Consider the following 17,211-nt stretch of genomic DNA (forward strand, 5'->3'; position numbering starts at 1 on the left):
GGTGCGCAATGATAGCAAAGCTGTGCGGTTTTTAGGCACGCTGGGCTTTTGCATGAATTTCCCTCATGTTGACGCACCCCGCGACCGGTAGGCAATCGTGATGGCTTTACTAGAAACCAGGACAATCTGCACATGGTGCATCGCTGTTTACTTGCCATGACCACCGCCTTGACCCTGATGATCAGCGGTCTGGCGGTGGGGCAAGCCCCGCAATCGAGCCCGGCAATCTCCTACACCCGGGATATCCAGCCGATCTTCACCGAGAAATGCGTCGCCTGCCACGCCTGCAACGACGCCGCCTGCCAGCTCAATCTGGGTAGTGCCGAAGGCGCCGAGCGCGGAGCCTCCAAGGTGCCGGTGTATCAAGGCGAGCGGAGCCAGGCGGTGCCTACCACGCGGCTGTTCTACGACGAGCAGAATGAACAGGGCTGGCGCCAGCAGGGCTTCTATTCGGTGCTCGATCGCCAGGGCAGCCAGGCCGCGCTGATGGCGCGTATGCTCGAGCTGGGGCACAAGACCCCACTGACGCCCAACGCCAAGCTCCCTGAAGAGATCGTGTTGGGGCTCAACCGCAACAACATGTGCCCCTTGCCCCATGAGTTCGACGCCTATGCCGGCGCCCACCCCAAGGAGGGCATGCCGCTGGCGGTCACCGGCCTGACCGATCAGGAGTACCAGACCCTGCAGCGTTGGCTGGCGGCCGGTGCGCCGGTCGAGTCGCAGCCGATCCAGCCCAGTGCGGTCGAGGCCAAGCAGATCGCCGATTGGGAAGAGCTGCTAAACCGCCCAGGTTCCACCGAAGCGCTGGTAGGCCGTTGGCTGTATGAGCACCTGTTCCTGGCGCACATTCATTTTGTCGGCGGCGAGCAGGAGCATTTCTTCCAGTGGGTGCGCTCACGCACGCCAAGCGGCCAGGCAGTAGACTTGATCGCCACTCGCCGACCCAACGATCCACCGGGCACCGACTTCTATTACCGCTTGATGCCGGTGCAGGGCGTGATCGTCCATAAAACCCACATCACCTACCCAATGGGGCCGCAGAAGCTCAAACGGGTCAAACAGCTGTTCTACAGCGGCGACTGGCATGCCGCCGCGCTGCCGGGTTACGGCCCGCGTCACCGGGCCAACCCGTTCGAAACCTTCGAGGCGATTCCGGCCGTGGCGCGTTACCAGTTCATGCTGGATAACGCCGAGTATTTCGTACGCACCTTCATTCGCGGCCCGGTGTGCCGCGGGCAGATCGCCACCGACGTGATTCGCGACAACTTCTGGGCGCTGTTCCAGGAGCCTGCGCATGACCGTTATGTCACCGATGCCCAGTACCGTGGCGAGGCCACGCCGCTGTTGGCCATGCCTGGCCAGATCGATGATGTTGGTAGCGTGCTGAGCCTCTGGCACGCCTACCGCGACAAGCGTAACGAGTACGAGAAACTGCGCCGCCAAGCTTATGCCGAACTGCCGGCGCCGGGCTGGTCGACCTTGTGGGCGGGCAACGACAACGCGTTGCTGAGCATCTTCCGCCACTTCGACAGCGCCTCGGTGACCAAGGGCTTGATCGGTGACGTGCCCAAGACCACCTGGCTGTTCGACTATCCGTTGTTCGAGCGCACCTACTATCAATTGGCAGTCAACTTCGATGTGTTCGGCAACGTCTCGCACCAGTTGCAGACGCGTCTGTACTTCGACTTGATCCGCAATGGCGCCGAGGTCAACTTCCTGCGCCTGATGCCGGCTGACAAGCGTGGGGCAATCCTCAGCGACTGGTACCAGAACAGCGGCAAGGTGAAGATGTGGCTCGATTACGAGGACATCGACACCGATACCCCGAGTGGGCTCAAGCTCGATGAGCGCGACCCCAAGCGCGACTTTGGCCTGAAACTGCTGCAGCGCACCGGCAGCCTCAACGCGGCGCCCGATCCGATCAACCGCTGCACCGGCGCATACTGCTCGCGGCCAGAGATGACGGCTGAGTTCCGTGATGTCGAGCAGAGCCTCAGTCGCCTGGTCTCGCGCCCAGCTGCGGGCTTGAAGGTGATCAATCAATTGCCTGAGGCGACCATGCTGCGCATCGAAGGGCAGGGTGGCCAGCGCCAGGTCTACAGCCTGCTGCGCAACCGCGCGCACAGCAACGTGGCATTCCTGCTCGGTGAGGCTTATCGCTATCAGCCGGGGCTGGATACCTTGACCTTGTATCCGGGGGTGCTGAGCAGCTATCCCAACTTCATCTTCAACATTCCGGCGAGCGATGTGCCGGAGTGGGTCGAGGACATGGAAGCGGCTCGCGATGACCCTGCCAAGTTCGAACGGATCGTCATGCGCTGGGGGGTGCGGCGCAGCCACCCTGAGTTCTGGCGCTACTTCCATGACCTGAACAGCTTCATCAAGCAAACCCAACCGCTTGAGGCGGGGGTGCTGGACATGAACCGCTACGAGAATCTCTGAGGTGACCGCCGGGAAGATTGGCTGACCTTTCCCGGCATCCTGCGGTCCGACTCTGGGAGTGGTCCCGGATTGTGCTATCGCGGGGCAAGCCCGCTCCCACGCCATCGCTCGAATGCCAAGGGGCCTGGGAGCGGGCTTGCCCCGCGATAACCATTGACGCCGATACGGGACCTGAATGCACCCGGACACGCAGGGCTTTTCATGCTGTATTCGCTTCAGGCACTTCGGGCGTTCGCCGCCTGGGTGGTGGTCTGCCACCACTTCATGCAGATCTTCTTCGACTTCCACGCAACCGGCCCGGTCGGTCAATTGCTCAGCGATCGCGGGGCGGTGGGCGTGGACATCTTCTTCGTCATCAGCGGGTTGGTGATCTACCTGTCGACCCGCGACAAAGACATTGTGCCCAGCCAGTTCCTGCTCAATCGAGCACTGCGGATCATTCCGGCCTACTGGTTCTATACGGTATTGATGGCGGTCCTGCTGCTGGCGGCCAGCCGTTGGATGCCGCACCAGGTGTTCGACTGGCAGCACCTGCTGTTGTCTTTGCTGTTCATTCCGGCGGAAAACCCCGGCGGATATGGGCTGTATCCGACGCTTAACGTAGGTTGGACGCTGAACTTCGAGATGTTCTTCTATCTGTTGTTCGGCTTGGCATTTCTGGTGCGTCAACGCCATCACCTGCTGCTGGTGACTGCCGCATTGCTGCTGGTGAGCGAGGTGCTGGGCCGGCTTGGCGTGCTCAGCCGGTTCTACAACAACGACATCATCTATGAGTTCTTGCTGGGCATCGGCCTGGGGGTGCTGTACCGCCGCGGCCTGATCCGTGAAGGGCTGTGGCTACCGCTGGCGATGCTGATGACCGCCGGTTACGCCCTTTATCACCTGGATGCCTCGCTGCGCCTGCTGCATTGGGGCCTGCCCAGCGCACTGGTGGTGTTGGCGTTCATCTCCCTGGAGCCGTACTTTCGCGGCAACCAGCTGCTCAAGGCGCTGGGTGATTGCTCCTATTCGGTGTACCTGATTCACGTGCTGGTACTGTATGCCGGCTGGTTCGTCAGTGAGCGATTCGCGCTTAACCCGTACCTGGTATTCGCCTTCTGCGTGCCGTCCATTGGACTAATGTCGTGGCTCAGTTATCAGTGGCTCGAACGTGGCGTGTATCAGCGGATGAAGGCCTGGTTCGCCACACGTTCGACGCAGGAGCCGGCATTGGCGCTTTCCCGAGTCAAATGCTAGGACTTTGTTCAAGGCCTGGGTTGGCGTACACTTGCCAGCAAGTCTGTGAGGAACTTCCATGAGCGCTATAACCATTACCGACGCCGCCCATGATTACCTGGCCGATCTGCTCTCCAAGCAGAACACCCCGGGTATCGGCATTCGTGTTTTCATCACTCAGCCGGGCACCCAGTACGCAGAGACGTGCATTGCCTACTGCAAGCCAGGCGAGGAAAAGCCCGAGGACACCGCCTTGGGTCTGAAGAGCTTCACCGCATACATCGACGCGGTCAGCGAGCCGTTCCTTGAGGACGCGCTGGTCGACTACGCCACCGATCGCATGGGTGGCCAGCTGACCATCAAGGCGCCGAACGCCAAGGTGCCGATGGTCAACGAAGACAGCCCGATCAACGAGCGGATCAACTACTACCTGCAGACCGAGATCAACCCAGGTCTGGCCAGCCATGGTGGCGCGGTGAGCCTGGTCGACGTGGTCGACGATGGTATCGCGGTGCTGCAGTTTGGCGGTGGTTGCCAGGGCTGTGGCCAGGCCGACGTGACCCTCAAGGATGGCATCGAGCGGACCTTGCTCGAACGTATTCCTGAGCTCAAGGGTGTTCGCGATGTGACTGACCACACGCAGAAAGAGAACGCCTACTACTGATAGTCGGTGGTTGTCTTGCCGGCCTCATCGCGGGCAAGCCCGCTCCTACACGAATCGTGTCGAGCACAGGTTTCGCGTAGGCGCGGGCTTGGCCCGCGATGAGGCTGAATAAGCGCCCCAAGAATCAGCTCTCTAGCAACAATCTGTTACCGATTCAACCCCTGCGACAACAGGCCGCAGCCGCGAAATTCAAGGCTTGCAGCCCTATCGACCCCATCGTCGGGTAGAACACCCCAAGGTGTCATGCCAGAATGCCGCGGTTTTCGACCGGCCCTGCCCAAGGGCTGGCGCCTTCCCTGTAAAGGATGGTTCCATGAATGATCTGTTGACCCGGCGCGCGGTTGTCGCCGGGATGGGCGTACTCGGGCTTGGCCTGCTGGCGGGTTGCAACCCGGCGCGGAGCTTGGACTTCAAGTACGGCAAGAACATGAGCAACGAGATCCTCGGGCGTTCTTTCCGCCTCAAGGACACTCAAGGCAATGTGCGCACCCTGTCGAGCTTCTATGGCTCGATGCCGATGATCTTCTTTGGTTTCACCCAGTGCCCGGCGGTCTGTCCGACCACCCTGGCGCGTGCGGCGCAGATCAAGAAGCTGATGGGCCGCGATGCCGGCTTCCTGCAAGTGGTGTTCATCACCCTCGACCCTGAGCGCGATACGCCAGAAGTGCTCGACGCCTACGTCAAGGCCTTCGACCCGTCGTTCACCGCGCTGACCGGCACCCCTGAGGAAATCGCCGAGGTGGCCCGGGAGTTCAAGGTGTTCTACGAGAAGGTGCCAGCGGGCGATACCTACACCATCTCCCACTCGTCCACCAGCTACGTCTATGATTCGCGCAGTACCCTGCGCTTGAGCCTGGGGCACTCCTTGAACGCCAAGGAATGCACAGAGGACCTGCTCACTTTGATGGAGATTTGCTAATGGCTGTTTTGCTGCAACCGATCAAGCGCGGCCTGGCCGCCCTGGCCCTGTTGGGCATGACTTTACCGGCCCTGGCTGAAACCAGCGTAAGTGATGCATGGGTACGCGCCACTGTGCCGCACCAGCAGTCCACTGGAGCCTTCATGGTGTTGACCGCGACCAGCGACAGCAAGCTGGTCGGCGTTGCCTCGCCAGTGGCCAAGACCGTTCAGGTGCATGAAATGACCATGAATGGCGACGTGATGGGCATGCGTGAAGTCAAGGCGGTCGAGCTGCCGGCAGGCCAGAAAGTGAGCCTCGATCCCAACGGCTTGCACGTGATGCTGATGGGCTTGCATGAGCAGGTCAAAGAAGGCCAGCAAGTGCCGCTGACCCTGACTATCGAAGATGCCAAGGGGGCCAAGCAGACCCTGCAAGTGCAGGCGCCAGTACGCGCGCTGACCGCTGAAGCGGGCGCAGGCCACGAGCACGCTCACCAGCACTAAGCGCTTGGGCTGCTGTGCAGCTCATTGGCGGCTCAAGGCCGCTCTCGCAGCGGCCGCGTTGCCCTCTGCGGGAGCGGCCTTTTTGCTCGACGGTGGGCTCAACCGCGAAAACGTGGCAGTGGCCGGTCGATCGTCAGCGAGGTCAAGGTTTTACGTACTTGTGCCTCTTCTGCCTCCAGCGCTTTGAGGCTATCGCGAATCTTGCCAGCTGCGGGCACATCGCCCTGCCGGTCGATCCATTCGGCGATTTCCTTGCACGCACTGGTCAAGCGGGTTTGGCGCTGGTTCATCAGCGTCAGGAGGGTGTTGAGCTCTTTTGCGGACATGACAGGATCCTCCGTTCAACCCTGTCAGTGTAGCAGTGGCTGGCATTGCTGCCGGATCCGGCTACAGGCTTAGGCAGGCCGTGCGATAGGTGCCGGGAGTCACTCCATAGGCCTGCTTGAACTGACGACTCAGATGGCTCTGGTCAGCGAAACCCAGGACAAACGCCACCTCGGCGGCGGCCATGCCCCTTTTCAATAGCTCCCGCGCGCGACCCAGTCGGCGTTGCTTGAGCCAGGCATGCGGCGGCAGGCCAGTGGCTTGGCGAAATACCCGGGCGAAATGGAAAGGCGAGAGGTTGACTGCCGCCGCCAGGCTTTCCAGTGACGGTGGATCGGCCAGCTGGCTTTCCAGCAGCTCGCGGGCGCGAGCTACCGCCAACGGTTCGTTACCCGGTGCGCGCGGCTGGGCGCCATGGCCGTGCCGCTGCACCAACGCCAGCACGGCGTGGCGCCAGGCGGTCTGCTGTTCCAGGGCGCTGGCACCGGATTCGGACAACTGATGCAATTGGCTGAAGGCAGCGGCCAGGGTTGGGTCCTGGATCACGCTCTGCTGAAAATGCGGCATGCCATGACGGCCCAGCTCCAGCTCTTCCAGTACCCCGGTGACCCGGGTATGTTCCGGATAAAAGCCGCGATAACGCCAACCGGCTTCATGAGCGGTGGCGCCGGTGTGCAGTTCATCGGGATTGATCAGTACCATGCTGCCGACCGGCGCCAGGTGCTCGCTGGCGCGGTGCCAAAAGCGTTGCGCGCCGGACTCGATCACGGTGAAGACGTAGCCTTCGTGCACGTGTGGGGCGAAGCGCTGCTGGAAATACCGCGCATGCAGCATCTCGACATCGCCAAGTGCAGGCGCCTGCCACAGATGGGTTTGTTCGCGCAGGGGCATGCTCATGCCAGCCAGCCGCGCAGCAAAAAGAAGATCAACATGCTCACCAGCATGCTCAGCAACACGCTGCGGGTCAACAGCACCAGGGCTATGGCGGCCAGGGCCCCGAGTAGGTAAGGGTTGCTGGGGCTCAGGTCGAGCTGATGGCCGGGCAGGAAGATGATCGGCCCGCAAATCGCAGTGAGCATGCCCGGTACCGCGAAACCAAGAAACTGCCGGGCATTTGAGCTCAGGCGCAGCGGCAGGCGCGGTTCCAGAAACGCATAGCGGTTGAGGAACACCACCAGGCCCATGGCCAAGATCAGTAGCCAAGTCATGTGCGTGCTCCCGAGAATTTCTGGCAAATGAAGCCGGCGCCCATGCCCAGCAGGCCGGCGGCGACCAGCGCGGTTTCCCAATGCCAGGCACTGAACAGCACCGAGCAAAACAGCGACACCGCCACGCACACTACGGTCGGCAGATTGCGCACTACCGGCGCGATCAAGGCGACGAACGTGGCGACAATCGAGAAGTCCAGGCCGAGTTGGTCCAGGTGGGGGATGTTCTGGCCCAAGATGATGCCGGCCAAGGTGAACAGGTTCCAGGCGACATAGAAGGTCAGGCCCACGCCCAGGGCATACCAGCGGTTGAATTGCTGCTGGTCGTAATGGCTGGTCAGGGCGAAGAATTCATCGGTCAGCAAGAACCCCAGGCCCAGCCGCCAGCCCAGCGGCTGGCCCGACAACAGCGGACGCATGGACAACCCGTACAGCAGGTGTTGGGAGGTCAGTAGCAGCGTGGTCAGCAGGATCGAGAGCAGGCTGGCGCCGCTTTTGAGCATGCCAATGGCCACCAGTTGCGCAGCCCCCGCAAACACGATGGCCGACAGGCCTTGGCCCTCCCAAGGGCTGAGGTTGGCTTCGATGGCCATCGAGCCTGCCAGCAGGCCCCATGGGGCTACGGCCAGGGATAGCGGCACAATGGCGATGGCGCCATGGAGGAAGGCGGTACGGGCGATGGGCTGACGACTGGACATGGTGGCTCAAACACATCTACAGGGCAGAGCAGCATGGCAGAGGGCGGGGGGCGCTGGCTTGAACGATCTTGCTCGTTTGTCTCCTGCCCGGCGCTATCGGCGGGCAGAGGACTTCTTCAGCGGTGGCTGGTCAAGCGCTGCTGCGCGGCAGCACAGCCATTGATCTCCACGGCTTTTTGCAGCAGCAGCTGACGATGCTGCGGATCAAGGTCGCCCAGCAGACGGTATACCTCGGCCTGATAGTCGCGCTGACGGCCCCACTGCATTTCCAGCCCCTGCGGCTGGCTGCGGTTGCAAGCCAGGCGTACCGCTGGCTGCGGATAGTACGGCGCATACAAGGTGGCCATGTTCGGAATCGCTTCCATGGCGTCACGGTAGGCAGGGCTGGCGTTATAGGGCGGGCACCAGGTAGAGATCGCTGGCGCGGGAGGCGCAAAGCCTTGCTTGAGGCTGGCTTGCAGCAACGGGCAGGCCGCATCGGGGATTTGCGCCGCTGGCAGGTAAGTCATGTAGTACAGCGCCAAGCGGTATTGCGCTACCGGATGACCCAGAGCGACCGACTTTTTCAGCAGGTCTACCGCAGTTGGCAGGGTACGGGCCAGCGCTTGGCCCTGACGGCTGAGTTCTGGATCGCTGTCGATCGCCGTGCGCAGCGCGCTGGGGCTGGCTTCGCGGTTGTCTGCCTGTTCCAACAAGGGTAGGGCCTGGCGGTACAGCAGATCGGCGTGCGGATCGATCTGGATCTCCAGTGCTTGCGCGCCGAGCGGAGCCAGGGCCATGAGCAGGGGCGAGAACAATACAGCGCGACTCACGGATGAGCCTCGTAGGCGGTCAGTTGCGACCAGATGGCGGTGGTGTTCATTGCGGTTACGCATGTGCCTCAGGCAAATCAGAGCGACGACGGCGTATTCTAGCCACCCCAAGGCCCCTGCCGAAAGACCATTGCCGCGTTTATCAGACGAGCTTGATCGGCGTCACTTTGCGTTGGCTGTACTTTTCCTGGGCCAGGCCCAGCTTTGCGGTGATCACCTTGGCCAGGGCATTGTTGCCTAAGTCATTGAAATGCAGGCGATCGACGAACAGCGACTGGCCAAAAACCGGTGAGCTGCTGAGCATGCTGTTCATGTCGTAGCAGGGCACCGCCTCGGCTTCGCTTTTAATTCTTCGGAAAAAGGCTACATGCTGTTGACTGTCCTGCACGTCTGCCAGCAGGCGATCGAAGTTGGTCGGTTGACGTTGCGCCGCCATCATCCGTTGCTCGCCATCGGGCAAGCTTTCCCGGCACCAGGGCAACAATGGCTGGAGAATGAAGGTCAGGGTGGCGTGGCTGTCGGCCAGCAGGCGATCCCATTGGCGCAGAGTGCGCCCGATGCAGTCGGCGGCGCGCATCAGGCGTTTGTCCGGTGCGGGCAGTGACCAGTCGGGGGGTGGCGCCTCATGACGCGGCAGCAGGGCCTGGCCCAGGCGCTGCCACAGCGATTCGCGGCGCGGCGTGTCGAGCATCGGTACGCCTTCGTTGAAGCTGTTCAGGTAGCTCTGATAGGCGCCGCCCTGGTGCTGCGCATGACCGGCCGCCATGATTTCGCCCAAGGCTTCCTGGGCGAGGGTGTTCAGCCCGCTCAGAACCACCACGTGGCCAATGTTGCCCAAGCGATGCTGGTGACTGAGAAACATCAGCAATTCTTGAGTGGCATTGAGGCCACACCCGGCCAGGCTCAACCAGACTTCGCCGGTGAGCATCGACAGGTGCGAGGCCACCGTGTGTTCATCGTTGCTGGCGCCGATGCCTAGTGCGGTCGATCCGCCTACCAACAGGTTGACCCGGGCACTGGCGCCGCGCTCGGCGGGCGAGTAGCGCTTGCCCGCACAGTGGCTGTAGCGCAGGCCTAGCGCATCGGTATTGATCGTGTCGGAGCGATAGGCACGCTCGTGCATATATAGGGTATGCGGGGCTCGGCGACTGCCCAGTTGCAGGAAGCGTTGGTAGTCCTCCTGCAAGGGGAGGGGCGCGCCCAGGACGTCCGTAGCGGTGTCGATCGGTCTCATGGGCGTTCCTTGTGGGTGGGGAGTTCGGCGGCCGCGTCAGGCCGTCAGCTCCTTGAGGTTGTAGAGCAGGCCGCCAGCGGCAATCAGCAGCAAGGCCACGCCCGAAGCCAGGCTGATCAGGCGGTTGCTGCGCTGCGAGGCAATCTTGCCGATGGCGAAGATGTACAGGCTGAGCACGGCGAAATCGATGGCGATCCACAGCAATGACAGCACCACCATGCTCTTTTCGAACGACTCGGTGATCTGGATGAACTGGGGGAAGAAGGAGATGAAGAAGATGATGTCCTTGGGGTTGGAGATGCCCACCATGAACCCTTGCAGCAAGCCGCCACGCCCCGGTTTTACCGGCGCTGGCGCCATCTCGGTGTCGGCTACCGGGGCATGCAATGCTTCACGCAGCGTGGCGACGGCGATGTAGCCGATGAACAGGCAGCCCAGCAAACTCATGCCGTTGAGCCAGACCTTGTCGATGGCGGCGCTGGTCATGATGATCCAGGCTGCGGCGCCAATCAGCACCAGCGACGCCCAGTTGGTGCCGATCGCGGTAAACAGGGCTTTGCGCGACCCGGAGGCGGCGGCAGTGTTGACGATCAGCGCGACGACCGGGCCAGGGGTGGCGATCAGCAGCAGCACGGTCAGGGCGTAAGTGGCAGTCAATGCGGTATTCACGGTCAGTTCTCGATCAATGTGTCGGGTGTCGCATGGGCGTGGAAAGGGCAACGTGCAGGGTTCAGCGAGCCGTGCTCCTGCAACTGGTATTGCTTCCACTCGTAGTTGTCTTGTTGGCCGAAGAAGCCCAGGGAGTCGGGCATCACGCCATCGTTGTAGTGCCTCACCCGCTCGCGGATCTTGCCGCGAATGCGCTGGCCGCTTTCGGTGGCAGCGCTGGCTACTTCGTCGAAGCTTTCCCGTGGGTTGATCACAAACACGATGCTGTCACCCAGGTTGCGGCTCTTCATCACGCGGTGGGCGGGAAAGTTCATGTTGATGAACAGCGGCATGCCGGCGAAGCAGAATGACCATTGGCTGTCATGCGGGTCACCGGGCACGTCCTGCGGCCAGGGTTGGGGGTCGCGCGCATGCACGCCCTGCAGGACTTTCCAGGCCAGTGCCTGCTGTTGCTCAAGGCTGCCGCCGGGGGCCGTTTCGAGAAACACCAGCAGTGGCGTGCCGATGCGCTGCTTGAGCGGGATCGGTTCGATGGTGCGGACATAATCGGCCAGGCCCTGAGCCATGTCGTCGGCCATGTGCTCGGCGCGGGCGAAGACGATGTGACAGGTCTTGGCGGCTACCGCCTTGCGCCCGAACAGGCAGGGAAAGTCGGGGTTGGCGAGAATGTCGCGAAAATGTTGGATAGTTTTGTACGTCCAGTGATTGGCATTCTGGACATGTTCATTGGCCAGCTCTAGCGCATCCAAGCGATAGCAGTTTCCGTAACCCGTAAACATGGTTTCCCCAGGAGTTCTAATAATCATTTCCGCCGTTAGTTAGGCGGTTTCGCTCTATGTATTTGTTGTTTTCAAGCATTTTCTGAGAACCACTTGCAGTTGTAAAACGCCTGGAACTATGACCTACTATTAGTCTCACTCATGATTGGGAAGGCGATCGATGTCGGAACGGATTCAGGCACTGCATGCGCTGCGCGCCTTCGAAGTGGCCTCGCGCTATGGCTCGTTCACCCGCGCGGCAGAGGAGCTGGCGCTGACCCAAGGCGCAGTGAGCCATCACATCAAGACCCTCGAGTCGCTGTTTGGCTGCGATTTGTTCGAGCGACGCGGCCCCAAATTGCGCCTGACCGAGCACGGCCGGCTGTTGGCCCAGGAGCTCAAGGTCGGCTTCAAGATCATCGAGAACGCTTGCGCGCTATTGCGTCAGGACCGCTATGGCCTGCGCCTCAAAGCGCCGTCGACCTTGACCGTGCGCTGGCTGCTGCGGGCGCTGGATGCGTTCAAGAAGGTCGAGAACAGTTGCAGCGTGCAACTGTCGAGCGTGTGGATGGACATCGACAGCGTCGATTTCTATTCCGAGCCCTACGACTGCGCCATCCTTCTGGCCAACGGACGCTTTGCGGCCGACGTCGAGAGCTTCAAGCTGTTTGATGAATGGCTGATCCCGGTCTGCCATCCCGACTACCTGCAGGACGATGCCCCCGCTCTGTCGGCGCTCAAGCAGTGCGAGTTTCTCCATCCCTCGACCGACCGGCGCGACTGGCGGCGCTGGCTGGCGCGGATGGACGCGCTGGACATCAGCATCGACCAGGGCCAGGTGTTCGACACACTCGATCAAGGTATCTCGGCGGCCCAGCAGGGGCTGGGGATTTCCGTGGTCGACCTGGTGCTGGCCAGTGCCGATATCGGCGCCGGGCGCTTGGTCACGCCGTTCAAGCACGCCGTGGCCACCGGTGATGGCTATTACATGACCTGGCTCAAAGCCAGCCCCAAGGCCCGGCAGATGCAGCGCCTGCGCGATTTTCTCCTGGCCCAGGTGCCGCCGCTGGCCTCCAAGGAGATCAACTACCTGTATGGCTAGGCCTGCGGTTCCTGGAACACCCGCTGCAGCATGAAGTCGATAAAAACCCGCAGCTTCGGCGGCATCTGCCGACCTGAGGGCCACAGCAGGTAGAAGCTGCCGCGCCGCTCCATGAAGTCGTCGAGCACGCTCACCAGGCTGCCGCTGGCCACTTCCTTGCGCACGTTGAAATCTGGCAGGCAGGTAATGCCGCGGTGGTTGAGGGCGAAGCAGATGCGTGTCTCGACATGGTTGCAGACCATCGAGATGGGGATGTCATAGGCCTGCTCGGGATGTTCGCGGCGCAGTGGCCAGCTCTCCAGCTTGCCGTTGCTGGGGAAACGGTAGTGCAGGCAGGTATGGCCGCTCAGGTCACGCGGATGGTCCGGCACGCCGCGTTCGCGCAGGTACTGCGGCGAGGCTACCAGGCGATGCTGGAAGTGGCCGAGGAATTTGGCATTGAGCCGCGAATCCACCGGCTGGCCGCCGCGCATGACCACGTCGAAGCCTTCGCCGATGATATCGACCATGCGGTCGCTGAAATCCAGGTCCAGTTCGATCTGTGGGTACAACGCCATGAAGTCGGCAAGGGCCGGCATCACTAAGCCGGTAACCTGCGGCAGGCTGACTCGCAGCCGCCCGCTCGGTGTTTCGCTGGCCTGCGACAGCGCCTGCTCAGTGGCTTCTATCTCCGCCAGGATGCGCCGACTGCGTTCCAGGAACAGCGTGCCCTCGGCGGTCAGGGTGATGCTGCGCGTGCTGCGATGGAACAAGCGTACTCCCAGACGCGCCTCCAGCCTCGCCACCCGCTTGCCCACCGCCGATGCACTGATGCCCAGCGATTGCCCGGCGGCGACGAAACTGCGGGTTTCGGCGACCCGGTTGAAGACCACAAAGCCGCTGAGGCTGTCCATGTGCTGCTCCCGATTACGGACATCAACGTCCGAGGTGAGCGGAATTCTACCCATCTTTTTCCGTAATCTACACCGACGCAAGATGCCTGCCTCTTGATCAGCAACATGAGGCGTTCTTGCCATGCACCAGACTTCTCAAGCGGCCATCGCGACAGCGGCCGATACTCCCTCCTCAGCGCAGCGCTTGCCGCTCAGTGGCCTGCTCGCGCTGGCCATGACCGGCTTTATCGCCATTCTCAGCGAGACCCTGCCGGCCGGACTGCTCGGCCAGATTGCCGGTGGTATGCAAATCAGCCAGGCGATGGCCGGGCAATGGGTTACCGCCTATGCCTTGGGTTCGCTGCTGACCGCGATCCCCTTGGTGACCCTGACCCAGGGCTGGTGGCGGCGGCGCACGCTGCTGCTGGCGATTGCTGGGTTCATTGTGTTCAACGGTTTGACGGCGATCTCCGAATCCAATGGCCTGACCCTGGTGGCGCGCTTTCTTACGGGGGCCGCCGCGGGTTTGGCGTGGGGGCTGATCGCCGGGCATGCCCGGCGCATGGTGCCGGTGGCGCGCCAGGGCAAGGCGATGGCAGTGGCCATGGTCGGCGCGCCGATTGCGCTATCGCTGGGGGTGCCGGTTGGCACCTGGCTAGGTGAGTGGCTGGGCTGGCGCGCGACTTTTGTGCTGGTTACCCTGGCGTCGGTAGTGTTGGCGCTGTGGGTATTGCGGGCGGTGCCGGATTTCCCTGGACAGGCGCCAGGGCAGCGCGCCGGAGCCTTGCAGGTGTTGCGCACACCCGGTGTGGCAGTCGTTTTGCTGGTCATCCTGGCGTGGGTTCTGGGTCATAACATCCTTTACACCTACATCGTGCCGCTGTTGGCGGCAGCAGGCATGGCGGCGGACACTGGCCTGGTGCTGCTGACCTTTGGCCTGGCGGCGTTGCTGGGCATCGTGGTGGTTGGCCTGTGGGTCGATCGTCACTTGCGACTGCTGGTGTTGTTGAGCTTGGCAGGTTTTGCCTTGGCAACCCTGGCGCTTGGCCAGGAGGCGCCGACGCCTGGTTGGGTGCACGTGAGCGTAGCGCTCTGGGGGCTGACCTACGGCGGCGCGCCGACCCTGCTGCAAACGGCCTGTGCAGATGCCGCAGGTGAGGGCGGTGATGTCGCCCAGTCGATGTTGGTGACCGTGTGGAATAGCGCGATTGCTTTGGGTGGCGTGGCAGGTGGCTTGTTGCTTAGCGGTAGCGGGGTCGGCGCGTTTGGCAGTGTGGTGCTGGTGATGATCGCGCTGGCCGGGATTCTCGCCTGGTCGGGTCGCCGGGCCGGATTCGTCGCGGGCGGGCGCTGAAGCGAACGGCTGGCGATAAGGTCGACAACGCCGCAACAAGGTAGAATCGGCGCCTATCAATGTGTGGAGTTCAACGCGGTGGAGTTGCAGCAGGGTTTCGTTCTCACCCGGCACTGGCATGACACGCCCGAGGGCACCTGCGTGGAGTTCTGGTTGGCCACTGACCAAGGCCCGCGCCAGCTGCGCCTGGCGGTTCAGGCGTCGGTTGCGTTCATTCCAGCGATCCATGCCGCGCATGCCCGTGCCCTGCTCAAGGATGAGCAGGGCGTTGAGCTCAAGCCACTGCGTCTACGTGACTTCGAGCAGCGTCCGGTACTTGGCCTGTATTGCCGCCAGCATCGCCAGTTGATGCAGTTGGAACAGCGTCTGCGTGGCGCCGGGGTCGAGGTCTACGAGGCCGATATCCGCCCGCCGGAGCGCTACCTGATGGAGCGCTTCATCACCGCGCCGGTGCTGTTCGATGGCAAGCCCGATGCCCATGGCGTGCTCTGCGACGCCCAACTCAAGCCGCACCCCGACTACCGCCCGCCGCTGCGCCTGGTGTCGCTGGATATCGAAACCACTGAGCGCGGCGAGCTGTACAGCATCGCCCTGCAAGGGTGCGGCCAGCGCCAGGTGTACATGCTCGGCCCGGCCAATGGCGAGGCCAGCGGCTTGGATTTCGATCTGCAGTACTGCGACGACCGCGCGCAGCTGCTGCGTTGCCTGAACCAGTGGATGGCCGATCACGACCCCGATGCAATCATTGGTTGGAACCTGGTGCAGTTCGACCTGCGCCTGCTGCATGAGCACGCCGCCCGGCTGCACGTACCGTTGGCCTTGGGGCGCAATGGTGCGTCAATGACCTTGCGCGCCCATTCAGGCCGCAACCATGTGTTCGCCGACGCCCCGGGCCGGCTGTTGATCGACGGTATCGAGGCGCTGCGCTCGGCGACCTGGAGCTTTCCTTCGTTCAGCCTGGAAAACGTTGCCCAGACCTTGCTTGGCGAGGGCAAGGCGATCGATACGCCCTACCAGCGCATGGATGAGATCAACCGCATGTTCGCCGAGGATAAACCGGCCTTGGCCCGTTATAACCTCAAGGACTGCGAGTTGGTCACGCGGATCTTTGCCCACACCCGGCTGCTCGAATTTTTGCTTGAGCGTTCTACTGTCACCGGTTTGCCGGTGGACCGCAGCGGCGGTTCGGTAGCTGCGTTCAGCCATTTGTACATTCCCCACATGCACCGGTTGGGCTACGTCGCGCCGAACCTGGGCAGTCGACCTGATGAAGCCAGCCCGGGCGGCTTCGTCATGGACTCGCGACCTGGTCTGTACGACTCGGTACTGGTGCTGGATTACAAAAGCCTTTACCCATCGATCATTCGTACCTTCCTGATCGATCCGGTGGGCTTGGTCGAAGGCTTGCGTCAGCCCGACGATGATCACTCGGTAGAGGGCTTTCGCGGGGGGCGTTTTTCGCGCGCTCGCCACTGCCTGCCGGCTATCGTCGAGCGGGTGTGGCAGGGCCGCGAGGCGGCCAAGCGCGCCGATAACGCGCCGCTGTCTCAAGCGCTGAAGATCATCATGAATGCCTTCTATGGTGTGCTCGGCTCTAGCGGCTGTCGTTTCTTCGATCCGCGCCTGGCCTCGTCGATCACCATGCGCGGCCACCAGATCATGCGCCAGACCCGCGCGCTGATCGAAGCCGAGGGCTTCGATGTGATCTATGGCGATACCGACTCCACCTTTGTCTGGCTAAAAAGCGCCCACGATGAACAGGCTGCGGCGCGCATTGGCCGCGCGCTGGTGGCCAAGGTCAATCAGTGGTGGCGAGAGCATCTACGCCAGAGCATGGGCCTGGAGTGTGCTTTGGAGTTGCAGTTCGAAACGCATTATCGGCGCTTTTTGATGCCGACCATTCGTGGCGCTGAAGAGGGCAGCAAAAAGCGCTATGCCGGCCTGGTGCAGCGTGTCGATGGCCAGCAGCAGATGGTCTACAAAGGCCTGGAGTCGGTGCGTACCGACTGGTCGCCGCTGGCCAGGCAATTTCAGCAGGAGCTCTATGAGCGGATCTTCCGTGGCCAGCCCTATCGCGACTATGTGCGGGAGTATGTGCGTGCCACCCTGGGTGGCGAGCAGGATCAGCTGCTGATCTACCGCAAACGCCTGCGCCGGCCACTGGCTGACTACCAACGCAACGTCCCGCCGCATGTGCGCGCCGCGCGACTGGCCGATGAATTCAATCTGCGTCTGGGCCGACCACGGCAATACCAGAATGGCGGTTGGATCAGCTATATCATCACCACGGCAGGGCCTGAACCGTTGGAGAACCTGCAATCGCCGATTGACTACGATCACTACCTCAGTCGCCAGCTTCAACCGGTTGCCGACGCCATTCTGCCTTTTGTCGACGATGACTTTGCCGCGCTGACCGATCGGCAACTGCTGTTGTTCTGAGCGCCCGTAGTAGATA

The 17,211-nt window shown here is 62.2% G+C and carries 17 protein-coding genes; 8 read left to right on the plus strand and 9 right to left on the minus strand.

Going from position 1 to position 17,211, the window contains the following annotated elements; all coding sequences use genetic code 11:
• The first annotated feature begins 156 nt into the window (after nucleotides 1–156).
• From ACI2JX_RS05365 to ACI2JX_RS05385, 5 genes are all read left to right on the plus strand, one after another.
• Nucleotides 157–2,442 (plus strand): fatty acid cis/trans isomerase, encoded by a 2,286-nt coding sequence (locus ACI2JX_RS05365; RefSeq protein ID WP_404689813.1) that lies wholly within the window; start codon nucleotides 157–159, stop codon nucleotides 2,440–2,442.
• 201 nt (nucleotides 2,443–2,643) lie between these two features.
• Complete coding sequence (locus ACI2JX_RS05370; RefSeq protein WP_368971564.1) at nucleotides 2,644–3,678, plus strand: acyltransferase family protein; 1,035 nt, start codon at nucleotides 2,644–2,646, stop codon at nucleotides 3,676–3,678.
• A 58-nt stretch (nucleotides 3,679–3,736) separates the two neighbouring features.
• On the plus strand, nucleotides 3,737–4,321 hold the full coding sequence (gene nfuA / locus ACI2JX_RS05375; protein WP_186556756.1) for a Fe-S biogenesis protein NfuA: 585 nt from the start codon (nucleotides 3,737–3,739) through the stop codon (nucleotides 4,319–4,321).
• Nucleotides 4,322–4,634: 313 nt separating this feature from the next.
• On the plus strand, nucleotides 4,635–5,240 hold the full coding sequence (locus ACI2JX_RS05380) for an SCO family protein (RefSeq protein ID WP_186556755.1): 606 nt from the start codon (nucleotides 4,635–4,637) through the stop codon (nucleotides 5,238–5,240).
• Nucleotides 5,240–5,725: a copper chaperone PCu(A)C gene (locus tag ACI2JX_RS05385; RefSeq protein ID WP_368971563.1), complete on the plus strand. Its 486-nt coding sequence runs from the start codon at nucleotides 5,240–5,242 to the stop codon at nucleotides 5,723–5,725. The genes ACI2JX_RS05380 and ACI2JX_RS05385 overlap by 1 nt, the downstream gene beginning before the upstream one ends.
• Before the next feature lie 98 nt (nucleotides 5,726–5,823).
• On the opposite strand, the gene ACI2JX_RS05390 is transcribed toward ACI2JX_RS05385, so the two are convergent.
• From ACI2JX_RS05390 to ACI2JX_RS05425, 8 genes are all read right to left on the minus strand, one after another.
• Nucleotides 5,824–6,051: a hypothetical protein gene (locus ACI2JX_RS05390; protein WP_186556753.1), complete on the minus strand. Its 228-nt coding sequence runs from the start codon at nucleotides 6,049–6,051 to the stop codon at nucleotides 5,824–5,826.
• 61 nt (nucleotides 6,052–6,112) lie between these two features.
• A complete protein-coding gene (locus ACI2JX_RS05395; RefSeq protein WP_404689570.1) occupies nucleotides 6,113–6,946 on the minus strand; it encodes an AraC family ligand binding domain-containing protein in 834 nt (277 codons plus the stop codon).
• Complete coding sequence (locus ACI2JX_RS05400; RefSeq protein ID WP_264235915.1) at nucleotides 6,943–7,257, minus strand: AzlD domain-containing protein; 315 nt, start codon at nucleotides 7,255–7,257, stop codon at nucleotides 6,943–6,945. The genes ACI2JX_RS05395 and ACI2JX_RS05400 overlap by 4 nt, the downstream gene beginning before the upstream one ends.
• Complete coding sequence (locus ACI2JX_RS05405; protein ID WP_368971561.1) at nucleotides 7,254–7,955, minus strand: AzlC family ABC transporter permease; 702 nt, start codon at nucleotides 7,953–7,955, stop codon at nucleotides 7,254–7,256. Before ACI2JX_RS05405 ends, ACI2JX_RS05400 begins: the two co-directional genes overlap by 4 nt.
• 116 nt (nucleotides 7,956–8,071) lie before the next feature.
• Nucleotides 8,072–8,734, minus strand: a complete 663-nt coding sequence (locus ACI2JX_RS05410; protein WP_264236052.1) for a sel1 repeat family protein — start codon at nucleotides 8,732–8,734, stop codon at nucleotides 8,072–8,074.
• Nucleotides 8,735–8,909: 175 nt separating this feature from the next.
• Nucleotides 8,910–10,001 (minus strand): hypothetical protein, encoded by a 1,092-nt coding sequence (locus ACI2JX_RS05415; RefSeq protein ID WP_404689571.1) that lies wholly within the window; start codon nucleotides 9,999–10,001, stop codon nucleotides 8,910–8,912.
• A 36-nt stretch (nucleotides 10,002–10,037) separates the two neighbouring features.
• A complete protein-coding gene (locus ACI2JX_RS05420; RefSeq protein WP_264235918.1) occupies nucleotides 10,038–10,670 on the minus strand; it encodes a LysE family translocator in 633 nt (210 codons plus the stop codon).
• Nucleotides 10,671–10,672: 2 nt separating this feature from the next.
• The gene (locus ACI2JX_RS05425; RefSeq protein ID WP_186556747.1) at nucleotides 10,673–11,449 is read right to left on the minus strand and encodes a YqcI/YcgG family protein; all 777 of its coding nucleotides are present in this window, start codon (nucleotides 11,447–11,449) and stop codon (nucleotides 10,673–10,675) included.
• A 160-nt stretch (nucleotides 11,450–11,609) separates the two neighbouring features.
• On the opposite strand from ACI2JX_RS05425, the gene ACI2JX_RS05430 reads away from it, so the two are divergent.
• Entirely contained in the window at nucleotides 11,610–12,530 is a 921-nt protein-coding gene (locus tag ACI2JX_RS05430; protein ID WP_264235919.1) for a LysR substrate-binding domain-containing protein, read from the plus strand.
• Here ACI2JX_RS05430 and ACI2JX_RS05435 read toward each other — a convergent pair.
• Nucleotides 12,527–13,423, minus strand: coding sequence for a LysR family transcriptional regulator (locus ACI2JX_RS05435; RefSeq protein WP_264235920.1), 897 nt, complete (start codon nucleotides 13,421–13,423; stop codon nucleotides 12,527–12,529). The two genes, ACI2JX_RS05430 and ACI2JX_RS05435, sit on opposite strands and share 4 nt — an antisense overlap.
• 121 nt (nucleotides 13,424–13,544) lie before the next feature.
• Between ACI2JX_RS05435 and ACI2JX_RS05440 the strand changes: the two genes are divergently transcribed.
• On the plus strand, nucleotides 13,545–14,756 hold the full coding sequence (locus tag ACI2JX_RS05440) for an MFS transporter (protein ID WP_264235921.1): 1,212 nt from the start codon (nucleotides 13,545–13,547) through the stop codon (nucleotides 14,754–14,756).
• Between the two features lie 78 nt (nucleotides 14,757–14,834).
• Nucleotides 14,835–17,195 (plus strand): DNA polymerase II, encoded by a 2,361-nt coding sequence (locus ACI2JX_RS05445; RefSeq protein WP_404689572.1) that lies wholly within the window; start codon nucleotides 14,835–14,837, stop codon nucleotides 17,193–17,195.
• The last annotated feature ends 16 nt before the right edge of the window (nucleotides 17,196–17,211 follow it).

It is taken from the genome of Pseudomonas sp. NPDC088890 (assembly GCF_044900155.1).
Taxonomy (GTDB): domain Bacteria; phylum Pseudomonadota; class Gammaproteobacteria; order Pseudomonadales; family Pseudomonadaceae; genus Aquipseudomonas; species Aquipseudomonas urmiensis.

What these genes read in the sequence shown, in the direction of transcription:
- ACI2JX_RS05395 (WP_404689570.1), bottom strand. Translation starts at nt 6,946, where the DNA reads ATGAGCATGCCCCTGCGCGAACAAACCCATCTGTGGCAGGCGCCTGCA.
- ACI2JX_RS05425 (WP_186556747.1), bottom strand. Translation starts at nt 11,449, where the DNA reads ATGTTTACGGGTTACGGAAACTGCTATCGCTTGGATGCGCTAGAGCTG.
- ACI2JX_RS05440 (WP_264235921.1), top strand. Translation starts at nt 13,545, where the DNA reads ATGCACCAGACTTCTCAAGCGGCCATCGCGACAGCGGCCGATACTCCC.
- ACI2JX_RS05405 (WP_368971561.1), bottom strand. Translation starts at nt 7,955, where the DNA reads ATGTCCAGTCGTCAGCCCATCGCCCGTACCGCCTTCCTCCATGGCGCC.
- ACI2JX_RS05410 (WP_264236052.1), bottom strand. Translation starts at nt 8,734, where the DNA reads ATGGCCCTGGCTCCGCTCGGCGCGCAAGCACTGGAGATCCAGATCGAT.
- ACI2JX_RS05380 (WP_186556755.1), top strand. Translation starts at nt 4,635, where the DNA reads ATGAATGATCTGTTGACCCGGCGCGCGGTTGTCGCCGGGATGGGCGTA.
- ACI2JX_RS05390 (WP_186556753.1), bottom strand. Translation starts at nt 6,051, where the DNA reads ATGTCCGCAAAAGAGCTCAACACCCTCCTGACGCTGATGAACCAGCGC.
- ACI2JX_RS05370 (WP_368971564.1), top strand. Translation starts at nt 2,644, where the DNA reads ATGCTGTATTCGCTTCAGGCACTTCGGGCGTTCGCCGCCTGGGTGGTG.
- ACI2JX_RS05415 (WP_404689571.1), bottom strand. Translation starts at nt 10,001, where the DNA reads ATGAGACCGATCGACACCGCTACGGACGTCCTGGGCGCGCCCCTCCCC.
- ACI2JX_RS05365 (WP_404689813.1), top strand. Translation starts at nt 157, where the DNA reads ATGACCACCGCCTTGACCCTGATGATCAGCGGTCTGGCGGTGGGGCAA.
- ACI2JX_RS05435 (WP_264235920.1), bottom strand. Translation starts at nt 13,423, where the DNA reads ATGGACAGCCTCAGCGGCTTTGTGGTCTTCAACCGGGTCGCCGAAACC.
- nfuA (WP_186556756.1), top strand. Translation starts at nt 3,737, where the DNA reads ATGAGCGCTATAACCATTACCGACGCCGCCCATGATTACCTGGCCGAT.
- ACI2JX_RS05430 (WP_264235919.1), top strand. Translation starts at nt 11,610, where the DNA reads ATGTCGGAACGGATTCAGGCACTGCATGCGCTGCGCGCCTTCGAAGTG.
- ACI2JX_RS05385 (WP_368971563.1), top strand. Translation starts at nt 5,240, where the DNA reads ATGGCTGTTTTGCTGCAACCGATCAAGCGCGGCCTGGCCGCCCTGGCC.
- ACI2JX_RS05400 (WP_264235915.1), bottom strand. Translation starts at nt 7,257, where the DNA reads ATGACTTGGCTACTGATCTTGGCCATGGGCCTGGTGGTGTTCCTCAAC.